Annotated in this window: 14 protein-coding genes and 1 tRNA gene; 11 read left to right on the top strand and 4 right to left on the bottom strand. The window is 41.9% G+C overall.

The window, feature by feature from the left end:
* The first annotated feature begins 6 nt into the window (after nt 1-6).
* Entirely contained in the window at nt 7-546 is a 540-nt protein-coding gene (locus M1G12_RS08815) for a 5-formyltetrahydrofolate cyclo-ligase (protein ID WP_084954110.1), read from the top strand.
* Nucleotides 530-1,207, top strand: coding sequence for a rhomboid family intramembrane serine protease (locus M1G12_RS08810; protein ID WP_084954108.1), 678 nt, complete (start codon nt 530-532; stop codon nt 1,205-1,207). Before M1G12_RS08815 ends, M1G12_RS08810 begins: the two co-directional genes overlap by 17 nt.
* A gap of 63 nt (nt 1,208-1,270) precedes the next feature.
* Here M1G12_RS08810 and galU read toward each other — a convergent pair whose 3' ends face one another.
* The 4 genes from galU to argS all read right to left on the bottom strand — a co-directional run bounded on the left by galU (nt 1,271) and on the right by argS (nt 5,642).
* Nucleotides 1,271-2,170: a UTP--glucose-1-phosphate uridylyltransferase GalU gene (gene galU / locus M1G12_RS08805; RefSeq protein WP_247949765.1), complete on the bottom strand. Its 900-nt coding sequence runs from the start codon at nt 2,168-2,170 to the stop codon at nt 1,271-1,273.
* 21 nt (nt 2,171-2,191) lie between these two features.
* Complete coding sequence (locus tag M1G12_RS08800; RefSeq protein WP_247949764.1) at nt 2,192-3,208, bottom strand: NAD(P)H-dependent glycerol-3-phosphate dehydrogenase; 1,017 nt, start codon at nt 3,206-3,208, stop codon at nt 2,192-2,194.
* Between the two features lie 169 nt (nt 3,209-3,377).
* Nucleotides 3,378-3,623, bottom strand: coding sequence for a hypothetical protein (locus tag M1G12_RS08795; protein ID WP_020903404.1), 246 nt, complete (start codon nt 3,621-3,623; stop codon nt 3,378-3,380).
* A 327-nt stretch (nt 3,624-3,950) separates the two neighbouring features.
* Entirely contained in the window at nt 3,951-5,642 is a 1,692-nt protein-coding gene (gene argS, locus M1G12_RS08790; protein WP_049547230.1) for an arginine--tRNA ligase, read from the bottom strand.
* 135 nt (nt 5,643-5,777) lie between these two features.
* On the opposite strand from argS, the gene argR reads away from it, so the two are divergent.
* From argR to M1G12_RS08745, 9 genes are all read left to right on the top strand, one after another.
* Nucleotides 5,778-6,224, top strand: a complete 447-nt coding sequence (gene argR / locus M1G12_RS08785) for an arginine repressor (RefSeq protein ID WP_001231476.1) — start codon at nt 5,778-5,780, stop codon at nt 6,222-6,224.
* Between the two features lie 50 nt (nt 6,225-6,274).
* Entirely contained in the window at nt 6,275-8,809 is a 2,535-nt protein-coding gene (mutS, locus tag M1G12_RS08780) for a DNA mismatch repair protein MutS (protein ID WP_247949763.1), read from the top strand.
* 145 nt (nt 8,810-8,954) lie between these two features.
* Entirely contained in the window at nt 8,955-10,661 is a 1,707-nt protein-coding gene (patA, locus tag M1G12_RS08775) for an ABC transporter ATP-binding protein (RefSeq protein WP_247949762.1), read from the top strand.
* Nucleotide 10,662: 1 nt separating this feature from the next.
* Nucleotides 10,663-12,429, top strand: a complete 1,767-nt coding sequence (patB, locus tag M1G12_RS08770; protein WP_247949761.1) for an ABC transporter ATP-binding protein — start codon at nt 10,663-10,665, stop codon at nt 12,427-12,429.
* A 137-nt stretch (nt 12,430-12,566) separates the two neighbouring features.
* Nucleotides 12,567-13,256, top strand: coding sequence for a gamma-glutamyl-gamma-aminobutyrate hydrolase family protein (locus M1G12_RS08765; RefSeq protein WP_000124770.1), 690 nt, complete (start codon nt 12,567-12,569; stop codon nt 13,254-13,256).
* Nucleotides 13,257-13,425: 169 nt separating this feature from the next.
* On the top strand, nt 13,426-14,775 hold the full coding sequence (locus M1G12_RS08760; RefSeq protein ID WP_000018268.1) for a glucose-6-phosphate isomerase: 1,350 nt from the start codon (nt 13,426-13,428) through the stop codon (nt 14,773-14,775).
* Nucleotides 14,776-14,902: 127 nt separating this feature from the next.
* Nucleotides 14,903-16,363 carry a glutamate--tRNA ligase gene (gltX, locus tag M1G12_RS08755; protein ID WP_024056875.1) on the top strand — a complete coding sequence of 487 codons (1,461 nt, stop codon included), beginning with the start codon at nt 14,903-14,905 and terminating at the stop codon, nt 16,361-16,363.
* A gap of 13 nt (nt 16,364-16,376) precedes the next feature.
* Entirely contained in the window at nt 16,377-16,811 is a 435-nt protein-coding gene (locus M1G12_RS08750; RefSeq protein ID WP_049515878.1) for a cytidine deaminase family protein, read from the top strand.
* Between the two features lie 108 nt (nt 16,812-16,919).
* Nucleotides 16,920-16,991: transfer RNA gene (locus M1G12_RS08745), tRNA-Glu, on the top strand.
* Nucleotides 16,992-16,996 lie beyond the last annotated feature (5 nt).

Below are 16,996 nucleotides of genomic sequence, written 5' to 3'. Positions count from 1 at the left end.
TTGTCTATGAAATCGGAATTACGCAAGCAAGTCTTGCACGAAATGAAGGCTATCCCTCGAACTCAAAAAGTTACTATGGATCTAGCTTTAACGGATCAATTTTTGAAACACCCCTCTTACCAAGAAGCCAAGGTCATCGCAACCTATCTCTCTTTTCCTCATGAGTTTCAAACTCAGGAACTGATTGACCAGGCGCTGAAGGATGGCAAGAAGGTTCTGATACCTAAAACCTATCCCAAGGGGCGAATGGAGTTTGTGGTCTATGATCCGCAACAGTTGGTAAAAACTTCCTTTGGATTACTGGAGCCACAGGGAAATTTGGAAGTTGTGGATGTTTCAAAGATTGATTTGATTCATGTTCCTGGTCTGGCTTTTACGACGAAAGGATATCGGATAGGATACGGTGGAGGATATTATGACCGCTATCTGGAACATTTTTCTGGTCATACTTTGAGTACGATCTATCCTTGTCAAATTCAGGACTTTATCCCTGAAAACCATGATATTCCTGTTCAGGAGGTATTAATTGATGAAGGAAATCTTTGACAGAAGTTATCCTGTGACGAGTTTTTTCCTCTTAGTGACGGCCTTGGTATTTTTACTAATGTTGGTCACTGCAGGCGGAAACTTTGACAGGGCGGATACCTTATTTCAATTTGGAGCTATGTATGGGCCAGCTATTCGGCTCTTTCCCGAGCAGATTTGGCGTCTCTTTTCTGCCATTTTTGTTCATATTGGTTGGGAGCATTTCATTGTTAATATGCTTTCGCTTTATTATCTTGGTAGGCAAGTAGAGGAAATTTTCGGATCCAAGAAGTTTTTCTTTCTCTATCTTTTATCAGGAATGATGGGCAATCTCTTTGTTTTTGTATTTAGTCCCAAATCCTTAGCAGCAGGAGCCTCGACTTCTCTCTATGGGCTATTTGCTGCGATTATTGTTCTTCGCTATGCAACGCGTAATCCTTATATCCAGCAGTTGGGGCAATCCTATCTGACACTTTTTGTGGTTAACATTATTGGAAGTGTTCTGATTCCAGGAATCAGCCTAGCAGGCCATATCGGAGGTGCAGTCGGTGGAGCATTTCTAGCAGTTATCTTTCCAGTTCGAGGAGAAAGACGGATGTATAGCGCTAGTCAGAGACTGGTAGCGTTAGTGTTATTTGTAGGACTCGCAGTCTTACTTCTCTACAAGGGAATGGGGTTGTGAAGGTTTATAAGAATAGTTATGTAATAAAAAAGATAAGGCATTTTTAAACCTTATCTTTTTATGTTATTCCTTCTCAGCCAATTCTTTTCCCAGTTGGATGATGTAATCTTTCAAGTCATCTTTGACTTGTGGGTGTTTGAGGGCATAGTCAATAGATGTTTTCATAAAGCCAAACTTATCCCCAACGTCGTAACGAGCTCCTGTAAATTCGCGAGCGAAAACACGTTGTGTTTTATTAAGTGTATCAATAGCGTCGGTAAGTTGGATTTCATTTCCAGCACCAGGAGCTTGATTTTCGAGGATTTCAAAAATTTCTGGTGTGAGCAGATAGCGTCCGATAATTGCCAAATCACTTGGAGCATCTTCTGGAGCCGGTTTTTCAACGAAAGTTTCGACACTGTAGAGACCATTAATCCCTTCACCCTGAGGAGCTATAACTCCATATGCTGAAACGTCTTCATGAGGGACAGGCATAACAGCAATTGTTGATGCGTGAGTCGTCTCGTAATCGTTCATCAATTGTTTTGTCAAAGGTATAGCGTTGTCATCTGTGATATCCATTAGGTCGTCACCCAGCATGACAACGAAGGGCTCATTCCCTACAAAAGCTTTGGCTTGTAAGACCGCATCTCCCAGACCACGAGGATGGCTTTGACGGATAAAGTGAAGGCGAATGCCAGTTGTTTCGTCTACCAATTTTAGCAAGTCATGTTTGCCTTTTTCTTTGAGGTTGTACTCAAGCTCAAAGTTTGAGTCAAAGTGGTCTTCAATAGAACGTTTTGATTTACCAGTGACAACCAGAATATCTTCAATACCTGATTTAAGAGCTTCTTCGACGATAAATTGGATAGTTGGTTTGTCCACAATTGGCAACATTTCTTTAGCAAGTGCTTTGGTTGCTGGTAAAAATCGAGTCCCGAGTCCAGCGGCAGGGATGACTGCCTTTCTAACTTTTGATGTCATAAAAATCCTTTCTTTAGAGGGTTAAGACCACTCATTTTCTGCTTTAAATTCATTGTTCATGATGTCATAAATAGCATCTTTGATATTGGTTCCGTGGTAGATAACTTGGTAAATGGCCTGTGTAATGGGCATATAGACTCCAAGTTCTTGCGCTAGTTCATAGGCTGCTCGAGTCGTTGAAATTCCTTCAATCACCATGCCCATATTGGCTTCGATATCAGCTAGAGATTCTCCACGACCAAGAGCATCTCCGGCTCTCCAGTTACGAGAGTGGATGGAGGTTCCTGTTACGATCAAGTCTCCTACACCAGACAAGCCACTATAGGTCAATGGACTGGCACCGAGTGCTACTCCTAAGCGGGTAATTTCTGCCAAGCCTCGAGCGATGATGGCTGCCTTGGCATTGTCACCAAATCCTAAACCATGTAAGGCTCCAGCACCGACAGCGATAATGTTTTTAAGAGCACCAGCGGTTTCGACCCCGATAACATCCGTATTGGTATAAAGTCGGAAGTAGTGATTACTAAATAGCTCCTGAACGTATTGAGCTGTTTGTAAATCTTTAGAAGCAGCAGTGATTAAAGTCAGGTCACGTACAATGGTTTCTTCCGCATGACTAGGTCCTGAAACAACGACAATATCACTTCGGAGATGTTCAGGAATTTCTTCTTCAAGGATGGTTGATAATCGTTTATGGCTATCAGGCTCTAATCCCTTTGATGCGTGCATGATGATAGCCTTATGGTCTAAGGTTTTTGCAACTTGTTGGGCAACAATTCGTGTCACTTTTGTTGGGACAACAAACAAAATCGCATCTACATCTTTTAATGCCTCTGCTAAGTCAGTGTAGGCAATGATATTTTCATCTAGAACGACATCTTTAAAGTAGTGCTTGTTAGTATGATAGGTATTAATTTCATTGATTTGCTCGGGAAGATTTCCCCAAATACGTACCTCGTGTCCATTGTCATTTAAGACTTGTGAAAGGGCAGTTCCCCAAGAACCAGGCCCCAAGACGGCGACGGTTTGTTTTTCCATGTTTTCCTCCTTAATAGAGTCCTTTTCATTATTCTATCATATTCTAGAGGATTTTGCACTTGCATTACTGGGGAGTGGTGGCTTTGTTACTTGAAAAATACACAAAAACCGAGACGAAGGGACAAACTCTCAGTCTCGGTTTTTATATTCCTTAAAAGAATAGCTCGGTTTATTTCAATTGATCTGTAATGTCTTTTGATAGCAACATTCCCAGATGATAAGTTTTATTGATGTAAGCAATGACATCATTGATATTTTCAGTCGTGTGAATTTTCTCTTTGATATCACTCCTAAATGTTTCATCCTTTAAAAGTTGTTCTTGGTAGAGCCTTTGAAGTCTCTCCTTCTCGTACTTATTGAGCAGAAAAAGGAACACCAAGCTAATTACAACGAGGATATAAGCATATTGGCTCATAGAATATCTCCCTGTATGATAAAGAAGTAGTAGTGAGTAGATTGAATTAGTGAAGCGCCTAACCAAATCCCTGATAGGGTTTGACATTCGTTGCTTAGATTGCCTTGCATTCTAGTGACTTGAAGATTGCCACCAGCCACTAAGCCAATTAATAGATTTGGTTGACCAATTTAGTGAGGCGTTTAGGCAAGTGTCTCTGGTTACGACGTAAAGAAACATAAATCGATAATATTTATGTTTCTTTACTAATGAAGTGCCTAGCCAAATTCCTGACAGGATTTGGCGTTAGTTACTTAGATTGCTTTGCAATCAAGTAACTTTGGCGATTTACATCTTCTCTGGCGCTTCTACTCCAAGCAAGCGAAGGGCTTCTTTGAGAACGACTGCGGTTGCGTAGCTGAGGGCTAGACGGCTGTCGCGTTCTGGACTTTCATCCAAGATACGTGTATGTGCATAGTATTTGTTGAAGGCTTGAGCTAGGCTAATTGCAAATTTAGCAATGATAGAAGGTTCAAAGTTATCCGCCGCACGGTTGATAATACGTGGGAAGTCTTGGATGAGTTTGATGATTTCCCAACTTTCAGCGTCATTCAAGCTATAGTTGCCAGCTGTTTCTGGTTTGAAATCCGCTTTACGTAAGATCGATTGGATACGAGCGTAGGCGTATTGAACATAAGGTCCAGTTTCACCCTCGAAAGATACCATAGCCTCTAGGTCAAAGTCATATCCGTTTGTACGGTCAGTTTTGAGGTCATAGAATTTAATGGCTCCAACCCCAACAGCATGTGCTACCTGGTCTTTGTTTTCTAGTTCAGGATTTTTAGCCTCGATTTGGGCCTTGGCACGGCTAATAGCCTCTGCAACAGTAGGCTCTAGTAAGATGACATTCCCTTTACGAGTAGAGAGTTTTTTCCCTTCTTTTGTAACCAAACCAAAAGGAACGTGAGTAATGTCTTCACTCCAATCGTAGCCCATTTCTTTCAAGACAGCTTTGAGCTGTTTAAAGTGGGCAGATTGTTCTTGACCAACAACGTAGATAGACTTAGCAAATTGGTATTCGTTTTTACGGTAAAGGGCTGCAGCCAAGTCACGTGTGATGTAGAGAGTTGCACCATCAGATTTCTTGATGAGGGCTGGATGTTCAATTCCATATTTCTCAAGATTGACAACTTGGGCACCTTCTGATTCAACAAGAAGACCTTTTTCAGAAAGAATGTCTACAACTGCATCCATCTTATCGTTGTAGAAAGCCTCTCCGTTGTAGCTGTCAAATTCAACCTTCAGTTCATTGTAAAGGCGGTTAAATTCCACTAAACTTTCATCACGGAACCATTGCCAAAGTGCGAGAGCTTCCTCGTCTCCATTTTCAAGTTTACGGAACCATTCGCGCGCTTCTTCATCCAAGCTAGGGTCATTTTCAGCTTCAGCATTGATACGAACGTAGAGTTTAAGAAGTTCATCAATTGGATGAGCTTTTACAGCTTCTTCGTCACCCCATTTTTTGTAGGCAACAATCAGCATCCCAAACTGTTTACCCCAGTCTCCCAAATGGTTGACCTTGACCGTTTGATAACCGATTTTTTGGAAAATATGTGACAAGCTATCTCCGATAACAGTTGAGCGTAGGTGACCAATAGAAAATGGTTTAGCGATATTGGGACTAGACATATCGATAACAACATTTTCTTGTTTGCCAATATGTTGATCAGCATAGTGTTCTTTTTCAGTGATAACCGCTTGCAACACTTGAGCAGAAATAGCAGATTTATCAAGGAAAAAGTTGACGTAAGGTCCTGTTGCGACAACCTTTTCAAAGGCTTGGCTGTTAATTTTTTCAGCCAGTTCAGTCGCGATCATTTGAGGTGCTTTACGTTCGACTTTTGCAAGTGAAAAAGCAGGGAAAGCAATGTCTCCCATTTCTGAGTTTTTAGGGGTTTCCAGTAAATTTAAAATAGCCTCTTGGTCCAGGCTATCAATGATGCTAGCCAATTCGCTAGCAATCAATTCTTTTGTATTCATTAAGAGCTCCTTTTTGGACTTTTCTACTATTTTATCACAATTTTAAAGAAAGAAGAAAAAATTTTTGAAATCTCCTATTTTTTTGGTATAATATAGTTATAAAAATAGTTATAAATATGCATATAAGAGGATTTTATGAGAAAAAGAGATCGTCATCAGTTAATAAAAAAAATGATTACTGAGGAGAAGTTAAGTACACAAAAAGAAATTCAAGATCGGTTGGAGGCACACAATGTCTTTGTGACGCAGACAACTCTATCTCGTGATTTGCGTGAAATTGGCTTGACCAAGGTCAAGAAAAATGATATGGTGTATTATGTACTAGCAAATGAGACAGAAAAGATTGATTTGGTGGAATTTTTGTCTCATCATTTAGAAGGTGTTGCAAGAGCAGAGTTTACCTTGGTACTTCATACCAAATTGGGAGAAGCCTCTGTTTTGGCAAATATTGTAGATGCAAACAAGGATGAATGGATTTTAGGAACAGTTGCTGGTGCCAATACCTTATTGGTCATTTGTCGAGACCAGCACGTTGCCAAACTCATGGAAGATCGTTTGCTAGATTTGATGAAAGATAAGTAAGGTCTTGGGAGTTGCTCTCAAGACTTATTTTTGACAAGGAGAGACGGAAAATGGCGACAGAAAAGCTATCACCCGGTATGCAACAGTATGTGGATATTAAAAAGCAATATCCAGATGCTTTTTTGCTCTTTCGGATGGGTGATTTTTATGAATTATTTTATGAGGATGCGGTCAATGCTGCGCAGATTCTGGAAATTTCCTTAACGAGTCGCAACAAGAATGCCGACAATCCGATCCCTATGGCGGGTGTTCCCTATCATTCTGCCCAACAGTATATTGATGTCTTGATTGAGCAAGGCTATAAGGTAGCCATTGCTGAACAGATGGAAGATCCTAAACAAGCAGTTGGGGTTGTTAAACGAGAGGTTGTTCAGGTCATTACGCCAGGGACAGTGGTCGACAGTAGTAAGCAGGACAGTCAGAACAATTTCTTGGTTGCCATAGATCGTGATGGCAGTCAATTTGGCCTCGCTTATATGGACCTAGTGACGGGTGATTTTTATGTGACAGGTCTTTTGGATTTCACACTGGTTTGTGGGGAAATCCGCAATCTCAAGGCGCGCGAAGTGGTGCTGGGTTATGACTTGTCTGAGGAAGAGGAACAAATTCTCAGTCGTCAGATGAATCTGGTGCTTTCCTATGAAAAAGAAGGCTTTGAAGACCTTCATTTACTGGATTCACGATTGGCATCTGTGGAGCAAGCGGCATCTAGTAAATTGCTCCAGTATGTTCATCGAACTCAGATGAGAGAATTGAACCACCTCAAACCTGTTATACGCTATGAAATCAAGGATTTCTTACAGATGGATTATGCGACCAAGGCTAGTCTAGATTTGGTTGAGAATGCTCGCTCGGGTAAGAAACAAGGCAGTCTTTTCTGGCTTTTGGATGAAACCAAAACTGCTATGGGAATGCGTCTCTTGCGGTCTTGGATCCATCGTCCTTTGATTGATAAGGAACGAATCGTTCAACGACAAGAAGTGGTGCAGGTCTTTCACGACCATTTCTTTGAGCGTAGTGATTTGACAGACAGTCTCAAGGGTGTTTATGACATCGAACGTTTGGCTAGTCGGGTTTCTTTTGGCAAAACCAATCCCAAAGACCTCCTGCAGTTGGCGACCACCTTGTCTAGTGTGCCACGGATTCGTGCGATTTTAGAAGGGATGGAGCAACCTGCTCTAGCCTATCTCATCACACAACTAGATGCCATTCCAGAGTTGGAGAGTTTGATTAGCTCAGCGATTGCTCCTGAAGCTCCCCATGTGATTACGGAAGGTGGCATTATTCGGACTGGATTTGATGAGACTTTAGACAAGTACCGTCGCGTTCTCAGAGAAGGGACTGGTTGGATTGCTGAGATTGAGGCTAAGGAGCGAGAAAACTCTGGTATCAGCACACTTAAGATTGACTACAATAAAAAGGATGGCTACTATTTCCATGTGACCAATTCTCAACTGGGAAATGTGCCAGCCCATTTTTTCCGCAAGGCGACGCTGAAAAACTCAGAACGTTTTGGAACCGAAGAATTAGCCCGTATCGAGGGAGATATGCTGGAGGCGCGTGAGAAGTCAGCTAACCTAGAGTACGAAATTTTTATGCGTATTCGTGAAGAGGTCAGCAAGTACATCCAACGTTTACAAGCTCTAGCCCAAGGAATTGCGACGGTTGATGTCTTACAGAGTCTGGCGGTTGTGGCTGAGACCCAGCATTTGATTCGACCTGAGTTTGGTGACGATTCACAAATTGATATCCAGAAAGGGCGTCATGCTGTCGTTGAAAAGGTTATGGGGGCTCAGACCTATATTCCAAATACGATTCAGATGGCAGAAGATACCAGTATTCAACTGATTACAGGGCCCAACATGAGCGGAAAGTCAACCTATATGCGTCAGTTAGCCATGACGGCGGTTATGGCCCAGATGGGGTCTTATGTGCCAGCAGAAAGCGCCCATTTACCGATTTTTGATGCGATTTTTACCCGTATCGGAGCAGCAGATGACTTGGTTTCAGGTCAATCAACCTTCATGGTAGAGATGATGGAGGCTAACAATGCCATTTCGCATGCGACCAAAAATTCCTTGATTCTTTTTGATGAGTTAGGTCGTGGAACTGCAACTTATGACGGGATGGCTCTTGCTCAGTCCATCATCGAATACATCCATGAGCACATAGGAGCCAAGACCCTCTTTGCGACCCACTACCATGAGTTGACTAGTCTGGAGTCTAGTTTACAACATTTGGTCAATGTCCACGTGGCAACTTTGGAGCAGGATGGGCAGGTTACCTTCCTTCACAAGATTGAACCAGGTCCAGCTGATAAATCCTACGGTATCCATGTTGCCAAGATTGCTGGCTTACCAGCAGACCTTTTAGCAAGGGCGGATAAGATTTTGACTCAGTTAGAGAATCAAGGGACAGAAAGTCCAGTTCCTATGAGACAAACAAGTGCTGCCACTGAACAGATTTCACTCTTTGACGAGCCTGAAGAGCATCCTATCCTAGCAGAATTAGCTAAACTAGATATTTACAATATGACACCTATGCAGGCTATGAATGTCTTGGTCGAGTTAAAACAGAAACTTTAAAGAGAAAATTACTAGTCATTCTAGCTGTATCAAGGAGACTTCTTTGACAATCCTTCACTTTTTTGCTAGAATAACATCACACGAACAGAATGAAAAGGAGCTGACGCATTGTCGCTCCCTTTTGTCTATTTTTTAAGGAGAAAGTATGCTGATTCAGAAAATAAAAACCTACAAGTGGCAGGCCTTGACTTCGCTCCTGATGACGGGCTTGATGGTTGCTAGTTCACTTTTGCAACCGCGTTATCTGCAGGAAGTGTTAGACGCCCTCCTTGCTGGGAAATATGAAGCCATTTATAGTATCGGGGCTTGGTTGATTGGTGTTGCCTTGGTCGGTCTGGTTGCTGGTGGGCTCAATGTTGTCCTTGCAGCCTATATTGCTCAAGGAGTTTCATCTGACCTTCGAGAGGATGCCTTCCGTAAAATCCAAACCTTTTCTTATGCTAATATTGAACAATTTAATGCGGGAAATCTAGTCGTTCGAATGACCAACGATATCAACCAGATTCAGAACGTGGTCATGATGACCTTCCAAATTCTTTTCAGACTCCCCCTCTTGTTCATAGGTTCCTTTATCCTTGCGGTTCAAACTTTGCCATCTCTGTGGTGGGTGATTGTTCTCATGGTGATCTTAATTTTTGGTTTGACTGCTGTCATGATGGGGATGATGGGGCCGCGTTTTGCTAAGTTCCAAACCCTTCTTGAGCGCATCAATGCTATTGCCAAGGAAAATCTGCGCGGTGTTCGTGTGGTCAAGTCCTTTGTCCAAGAAAAAGAGCAGTTTGCTAAGTTTTCGGAGGTCTCAGACGAGCTTCTTGGTCAAAACCTTTACATTGGTTATGCCTTTTCAGTGGTGGAACCCTTTATGATGTTAGTTGGCTATGGGGCGGTATTCCTCTCTATTTGGCTAGTTGCAGGGATGGTTCAGTCGGATCCTTCTGTTGTGGGTTCTATTGCTTCCTTTGTTAATTACCTAAGCCAGATTATCTTTACCATTGTTATGGTTGGATTTTTAGGAAATTCTGTCAGTCGCGCCATGATTTCTATGCGTCGTATTCGAGAAATTCTTGACGCAGAGCCAGCCATGACCTTCAAGGATGTGCCAGATGAAGAGTTGGTCGGAAGTCTTAGCTTTGAAAATGTAACCTTTACCTATCCAATGGACAAGGAACCGATGCTGAAAGATGTGAGCTTTACTATCGAACCTGGTCAAATGGTTGGTGTAGTTGGAGCGACTGGCGCAGGAAAGTCAACCTTAGCTCAATTGATTCCACGTCTCTTTGACCCACAGGCAGGGGTTATCAAAATTGGAGGCAAGGATATTCGCGAAGTGAGTGAAGGAACCCTACGTAAAACTGTCTCTATCGTTCTCCAACGTGCCATTCTCTTTAGTGGAACGATTGCAGATAACTTGAGACAGGGCAAAGGAGATGCCACTCTATTTGAAATGGAGCGCGCAGCCAATATTGCCCAAGCCAGTGAATTCATTCATCGTATGGAGAAAACCTTTGAAAGTCCAGTTGAGGAACGGGGAACCAACTTCTCTGGTGGGCAAAAACAACGGATGTCGATTGCGCGTGGAATTGTCAGCAATCCACGTATTCTGATTTTTGACGATTCGACCTCGGCCTTGGATGCCAAGTCAGAGCGCCTAGTGCAAGAAGCCTTGAATAAGGACTTGAAGGGAACAACAACCATTATCATCGCGCAAAAGATTAGCTCGGTTGTCCATGCAGACAAGATCTTAGTACTGGATCAAGGACGATTGATTGGTCAAGGTACGCATGCAGACTTGGTTGCCAACAATTCCGTTTACCGTGAAATCTACGAAACACAGAAAGGAAAGGAGGAGTAAAATGAAGACAGTTCAATTTTTTTGGAATTATTTTAAAGTCTATAAGCTATCATTTGTAGTTGTTATCCTGATGATTGTTCTGGCGACTCTTGCCCAAGCTCTCTTTCCGGTATTTTCTGGACAAGCGGTAACAGAGTTAGCTAATTTAGTTCAAGCTTATCAAAATGGCAATCCAGAACTTGTTTGGCAAAGCCTATCAGGAATCATGGTCAATCTTGGTCTGCTAGTTTTGGTTCTATTTATCTCCAGTGTGATATACATGTGTCTCATGACGCGCGTGATTGCAGAATCGACCAACGAGATGCGCAAAGGCCTCTTTGGCAAGCTTGCTCGGTTGACTGTTTCTTTCTTTGACCGCCGACAAGATGGCGATATCCTGTCTCGTTTTACCAGTGATTTGGATAATATCCTCCAAGCTTTTAACGAAAGCTTGATTCAGGTCATGAGCAACATCGTTCTATACATTGGTCTGATTCTTGTCATGTTTTCGAGAAATGTGACGCTGGCCCTCATCACTATTGCCAGTACACCAGTGGCCTTTCTCATGCTGATTTTTATCGTGAAAATGGCACGGAAATATACCAACCTCCAGCAGAAAGAGGTAGGGAAGCTCAATGCCTATATGGATGAAAGTATCTCAGGTCAAAAAGCCGTGATTGTGCAAGGTATTCAAGAGGATATGATGGCAGGATTTCTTGAACAAAATGAGCGCGTGCGCAAGGCAACCTTTAAAGGAAGAATGTTCTCAGGAATTCTTTTCCCTGTCATGAATGGGATGAGTCTGGTCAACACAGCCATCGTCATCTTTGCTGGTTCAGCTGTACTTTTGAATGATAAGTCTATTGAAACAAGTACAGCCCTAGGTTTGATTGTTATGTTTGCCCAATTTTCACAGCAGTACTACCAGCCTATTATTCAAGTTGCGGCAAGTTGGGGAAGCCTTCAGTTAGCCTTTACAGGTGCTGAACGGATTCAGGAAATGTTTGATTCAGAGGAAGAAATTCGACCTAAAAATGCTCCGACCTTCACTCAGTTGCAAGAAGGTGTTGAAATTAGTCATATTGATTTTTCATACTTGCCTGATAAACCCATTTTGAAAGATGTCAGCATTTCTGCTCCTAAAGGCCAGATGACAGCGGTTGTTGGTCCGACTGGGTCAGGGAAAACGACTATTATGAACCTCATCAATCGCTTTTATGATGTTAATGCTGGTGGGATTTATTTTGACGGTAAAGACATCCGTGACTATGATTTAGATAGTCTCAGAAGCAAGGTGGGAATTGTCTTGCAAGATTCGGTCTTGTTTAGCGGAACGATTCGAGACAATATCCGTTTTGGTGTGCCAGATGCTAGTCAAGAAATGGTTGAGGCAGCAGCCAAGGCAACCCATATTCACGACTACATCGAAAGCTTGCCTGATAAGTACGATACTCTTATAGATGATGACCAGAGCATCTTCTCGACAGGACAAAAGCAATTGATTTCTATCGCTCGAACCCTGATGACAGATCCAGAGGTTCTCATTCTCGATGAAGCCACTTCGAACGTAGATACTGTGACAGAAAGCAAGATTCAGCATGCCATGGAGGCGGTTGTAGCAGGCAGAACTAGTTTCGTCATTGCCCATCGTTTGAAGACTATCCTCAATGCAGACCAGATTATTGTCCTTAAAGATGGAGAAGTCATTGAACGCGGTAGCCACCATGAACTCTTGAAACTGGGTGGCTTCTATTCAGAACTCTATCACAATCAATTTGTTTTTGAATAAGAAAAAAGTTGTCCCCTTGGGCAGCTTTTTCTTGTCCATAAAAAATATTTATCACAGCCTTAAAAAAAACATATTAGACGAAAGTCATTTTGAGTGATATGATAAGACTATCGTTAACATTCGAAAGGAGAGGCATCATGGCTAGAACGGTTGTAGGAGTTGCTGCAAATCTATGTCCCGTAGACGCAGAGGGCAAAAACATTCATTCATCTGTATCTTGTAGATTCGCAGAGAGCATTCGTCAAGTCGGTGGTCTCCCTTTAGTCATTCCTGTTGGTGATGAGTCAGTTGTTCGCGATTATGTAGAAATGATTGACAAACTTATCTTGACAGGCGGTCAAAATGTCCATCCTCAGTTTTATGGAGAGAAAAAGACCATCGAGAGTGATGATTACAACCTAGTGCGTGACGAATTTGAATTGGCGCTCTTGAAAGAAGCGCTTCGTCAGAATAAACCAATCATGGCAATCTGTCGCGGTGTCCAACTTGTCAATGTTGCCTTTGGGGGAACTCTCAATCAAGAAATCGAAGGCCACTGGCAAGGACTACCTTTCGGGACATCTCATTCTATTGAGACAGTAGAAGGAAGTGTGGTGGCTAAGTTATTTGGAAAAGAAAGTCAAGTTAATTCCGTTCATCGTCAGAGTATTAAAGATTTGGCACCTAATTTCCGTGTAACTGCTATTGACCCAAGAGACCAGACCATCGAAGCGATTGAGTCTATCGATGAGCACCGCATTATTGGTTTGCAGTGGCATCCAGAGTTTCTGGTTAATGAAGAAGATGGCAATTTAGAATTATTTGAGTATTTATTGAATGAACTGTAACGACTGGAACATCTAGTCGTTCTTTCTTTTATTTTTTCAAAATTTTTGGAATGTGGGATTTTTACGCAAACGTTTGAATTCTGATAAAAATTGGAGAAATTCGACAAAAAACTTGAAAAAAACGAAGGTAAGCGTTATGATAGAAAAGAAGAAATATTGGAGGAATAACATGTCACATATTAAATTTGATTATTCAAAAGTTTTAGACAAATTTGTTGCACCACATGAAGTGGAATACATGCAATCACAAGTAACAGCAGCAGATGAATTGATCCGTAAAGGAACTGGTGCTGGTAGCGACTTCTTGGGATGGTTGGACCTTCCTGAAAACTATGACCGCGAAGAATTTGACCGCATCTTGAAAGCTGCTGAGCAAATCAAATCAGACAGCGATGTTTTGGTTGTAATCGGTATCGGTGGATCTTACCTTGGTGCGAAAGCAGCAATCGACTTCTTGAACCACCACTTTGCAAACTTGCAAACAAAAGAAGAACGCAAGGCTCCACAAATCCTTTACGCAGGAAACTCAATCTCATCTACTTACCTTGCTGACTTGGTAGAGTACGTAGCTGACAAAGACTTCTCGGTAAACGTGATTTCTAAATCAGGTACAACAACTGAACCAGCTATCGCTTTCCGTGTCTTCAAAGAACTTTTGGTTAAGAAATACGGTCAAGAAGAAGCAAACAAACGTATCTATGCAACAACTGACCGCCAAAAAGGCGCTGTTAAGGTTGAAGCAGATGCTAACGGTTGGGAAACATTTGTTGTTCCAGATGATATCGGTGGACGCTTCTCAGTATTGACAGCCGTTGGTTTGCTTCCAATCGCAGCATCAGGAGCTGACATCAAAGCCCTTATGGAAGGTGCGAATGCAGCTCGCAAAGACTACACTTCAGATAAAATCTCTGAAAACGAAGCTTACCAATACGCAGCAGTTCGTAACATCCTTTACCGTAAAGGCTATGCAACTGAGATCTTGGTAAACTACGAGCCATCACTTCAATACTTCTCAGAATGGTGGAAACAATTGGCTGGTGAATCAGAAGGAAAAGACCAAAAAGGTATCTACCCAACTTCAGCCAACTTCTCAACTGACTTGCACTCACTTGGTCAATTTATCCAAGAAGGAACTCGTATCATGTTTGAAACAGTTGTCCGTGTTGACAAACCTCGTAAAAACGTGATTATCCCTAGCTTGGAAGAAGACCTTGATGGACTTGGTTACCTTCAAGGAAAAGACGTTGACTTTGTAAACAAAAAAGCAACTGACGGTGTTCTTCTTGCCCACACAGACGGTGATGTACCAAACATGTACGTGACTCTTCCAGAGCAAGATGCTTTCACTCTTGGTTACACAATCTACTTCTTCGAATTGGCTATCGCTCTTTCAGGTTACTTGAATGCTATCAACCCATTTGACCAACCAGGTGTTGAAGCTTACAAACGTAACATGTTTGCCCTTCTTGGAAAACCAGGATTTGAAGAATTGAGCAAAGAACTTAACGCACGTCTATAATAGAAGAAAAGAGTGGCTTGTCCACTCTTTTTACTCTCTTTATCCATAGAAATTGGCCTCAGCCAAGACTTGTGATATAATATAGAGAGCAAAAAGGCAGACGCCTAGAGACTTTATAGGAGAAACTATGTCAAAAGATATCCGCGTACGTTACGCACCAAGTCCAACAGGACTACTACACATCGGGAATGCCCGTACAGCATTGTTCAACTACCTTTACGCACGTCATCATGGTGGAACTTTTATTATCCGTATCGAAGATACTGACCGTAAACGCCATGTCGAAGATGGTGAACGTTCACAACTTGAAAACCTTCGTTGGTTAGGTATGGATTGGGATGAAAGCCCAGAAACACATGAAAATTACCGCCAGTCTGAGCGTTTGGACTTGTATCAAAAATTCATCGATCAATTGCTAGTTGAAGGAAAAGCCTACAAATCTTACGTTACAGAAGAAGAGTTGGCAACTGAACGCGAACGCCAAGAAGCAGCTGGTGAAACACCTCGCTACATTAACGAATACCTTGGTATGAGTGAAGAAGAAAAAGCAGCTTACATCGCAGAACGTGAAGCAGCTGGTATCATTCCAACAGTTCGTTTGGCGGTCAATGAGTCAGGTATCTACAAGTGGCATGATATGGTTAAAGGTGATATCGAATTTGAAGGTGGCAATATTGGTGGTGACTGGGTTATCCAAAAGAAAGACGGTTACCCAACTTACAACTTTGCCGTTGTCATCGATGACCATGATATGCAAATTTCTCACGTAATCCGTGGAGATGACCACATTGCTAATACACCAAAACAGCTTATGGTCTATGAAGCACTTGGTTGGGAAGCTCCAGAGTTCGGTCATATGACCTTGATTATCAACTCTGAAACTGGGAAAAAATTGTCTAAACGTGACACCAACACCCTTCAGTTTATCGAAGACTACCGTAAAAAAGGTTATTTACCAGAAGCAGTCTTTAACTTTATTGCTCTTCTTGGTTGGAACCCAGGTGGCGAAGATGAAATCTTCTCTCGTGAAGAACTCATTAAACTTTTCGATGAAAACCGCCTGAGCAAGTCTCCAGCAGCCTTTGACCAGAAAAAACTCGACTGGATGAGCAATGATTATATCAAGAATGCAGACCTAGAAACTATCTTTGAAATGGCAAAACCATTCTTAGAGGAAGCAGGCCGTTTAACTGACAAGGCTGAAAAATTAGTTGAGCTATATAAACCACAAATGAAATCAGTAGATGAGATTATCCCATTGACAGATCTCTTCTTCTCAGATTTCCCAGAATTGACCGAAGCAGAGCGTGAAGTCATGGCGGGTGAAACAGTCCCAACAGTTCTTGAAGCCTTTAAAGCAAAACTTGAAGCGATGACAGATGCAGAATTTGTGACAGAAAATATTTTCCCACAAATCAAAGCTGTCCAAAAAGAAACAGGTATTAAAGGGAAAAATCTTTTCATGCCGATTCGTATTGCTGTATCAGGTGAAATGCATGGTCCAGAATTGCCAGATACGATCTTTTTGTTAGGCCGTAAAAAATCAATCCAGCATATCGAAAATATGTTAAAAGAAATCTCTAAATAAGAAGGATGTAATAATGGACATCTGGGAAAAGATGTACGAAGAAGCACAGAAATTATATAATCCACATGAAGTATCTGATTTTGTTTATGCTAACCATGTCGTAGCCGCAGTAGAAGCAGAAGATGGACAAATATTTACAGGTTTCTGTATGGAGGGAACCTGTGGTGTTTTCCATCTCTGCGCAGAGCGTGCGGCACTCTTTAATATGTATCAATTCTCGGGACAAACTAAGGTTAAAAAAGTCTTAGCCTTTCGAGACAAACCACCTTATGGTGGAAGTTCGGGTATGCCTTGTGGCGCTTGCAGAGAGTTCCTCTTAGAGTTGAACGCTGAAAATAAGGACGCAGAATTCATGATGGACTACGATACAAGAAAGACGGTGAAAATCGCAGAACTAATCCCATATTGGTGGGGAGAAGAACGTGCTTCTAAGTTTAATAATCAATAGAAGAGTCAGTATAATTCTGGCTCTTTTTACTTAATTTGAAAAAAGATAAAAAAAGTTGTTGACAAGTTAGAAAAAGTCTGTATAATAGTAAGAGTTGAAAACAACTCTGGTCCGTTGGTCAAGGGGTTAAGACACCGCCTTTTCACGGCGGTAACACGGGTTCGAATCCCGTACGGACTATGGTA

The sequence above is a fragment of the Streptococcus mitis genome, from assembly GCF_023110375.1.
GTDB lineage: Bacteria > Bacillota > Bacilli > Lactobacillales > Streptococcaceae > Streptococcus > Streptococcus mitis_CI.
Note: the sequence above shows the minus strand (reverse complement) of the source record. Positions and strands in the feature narration are given on the sequence as shown.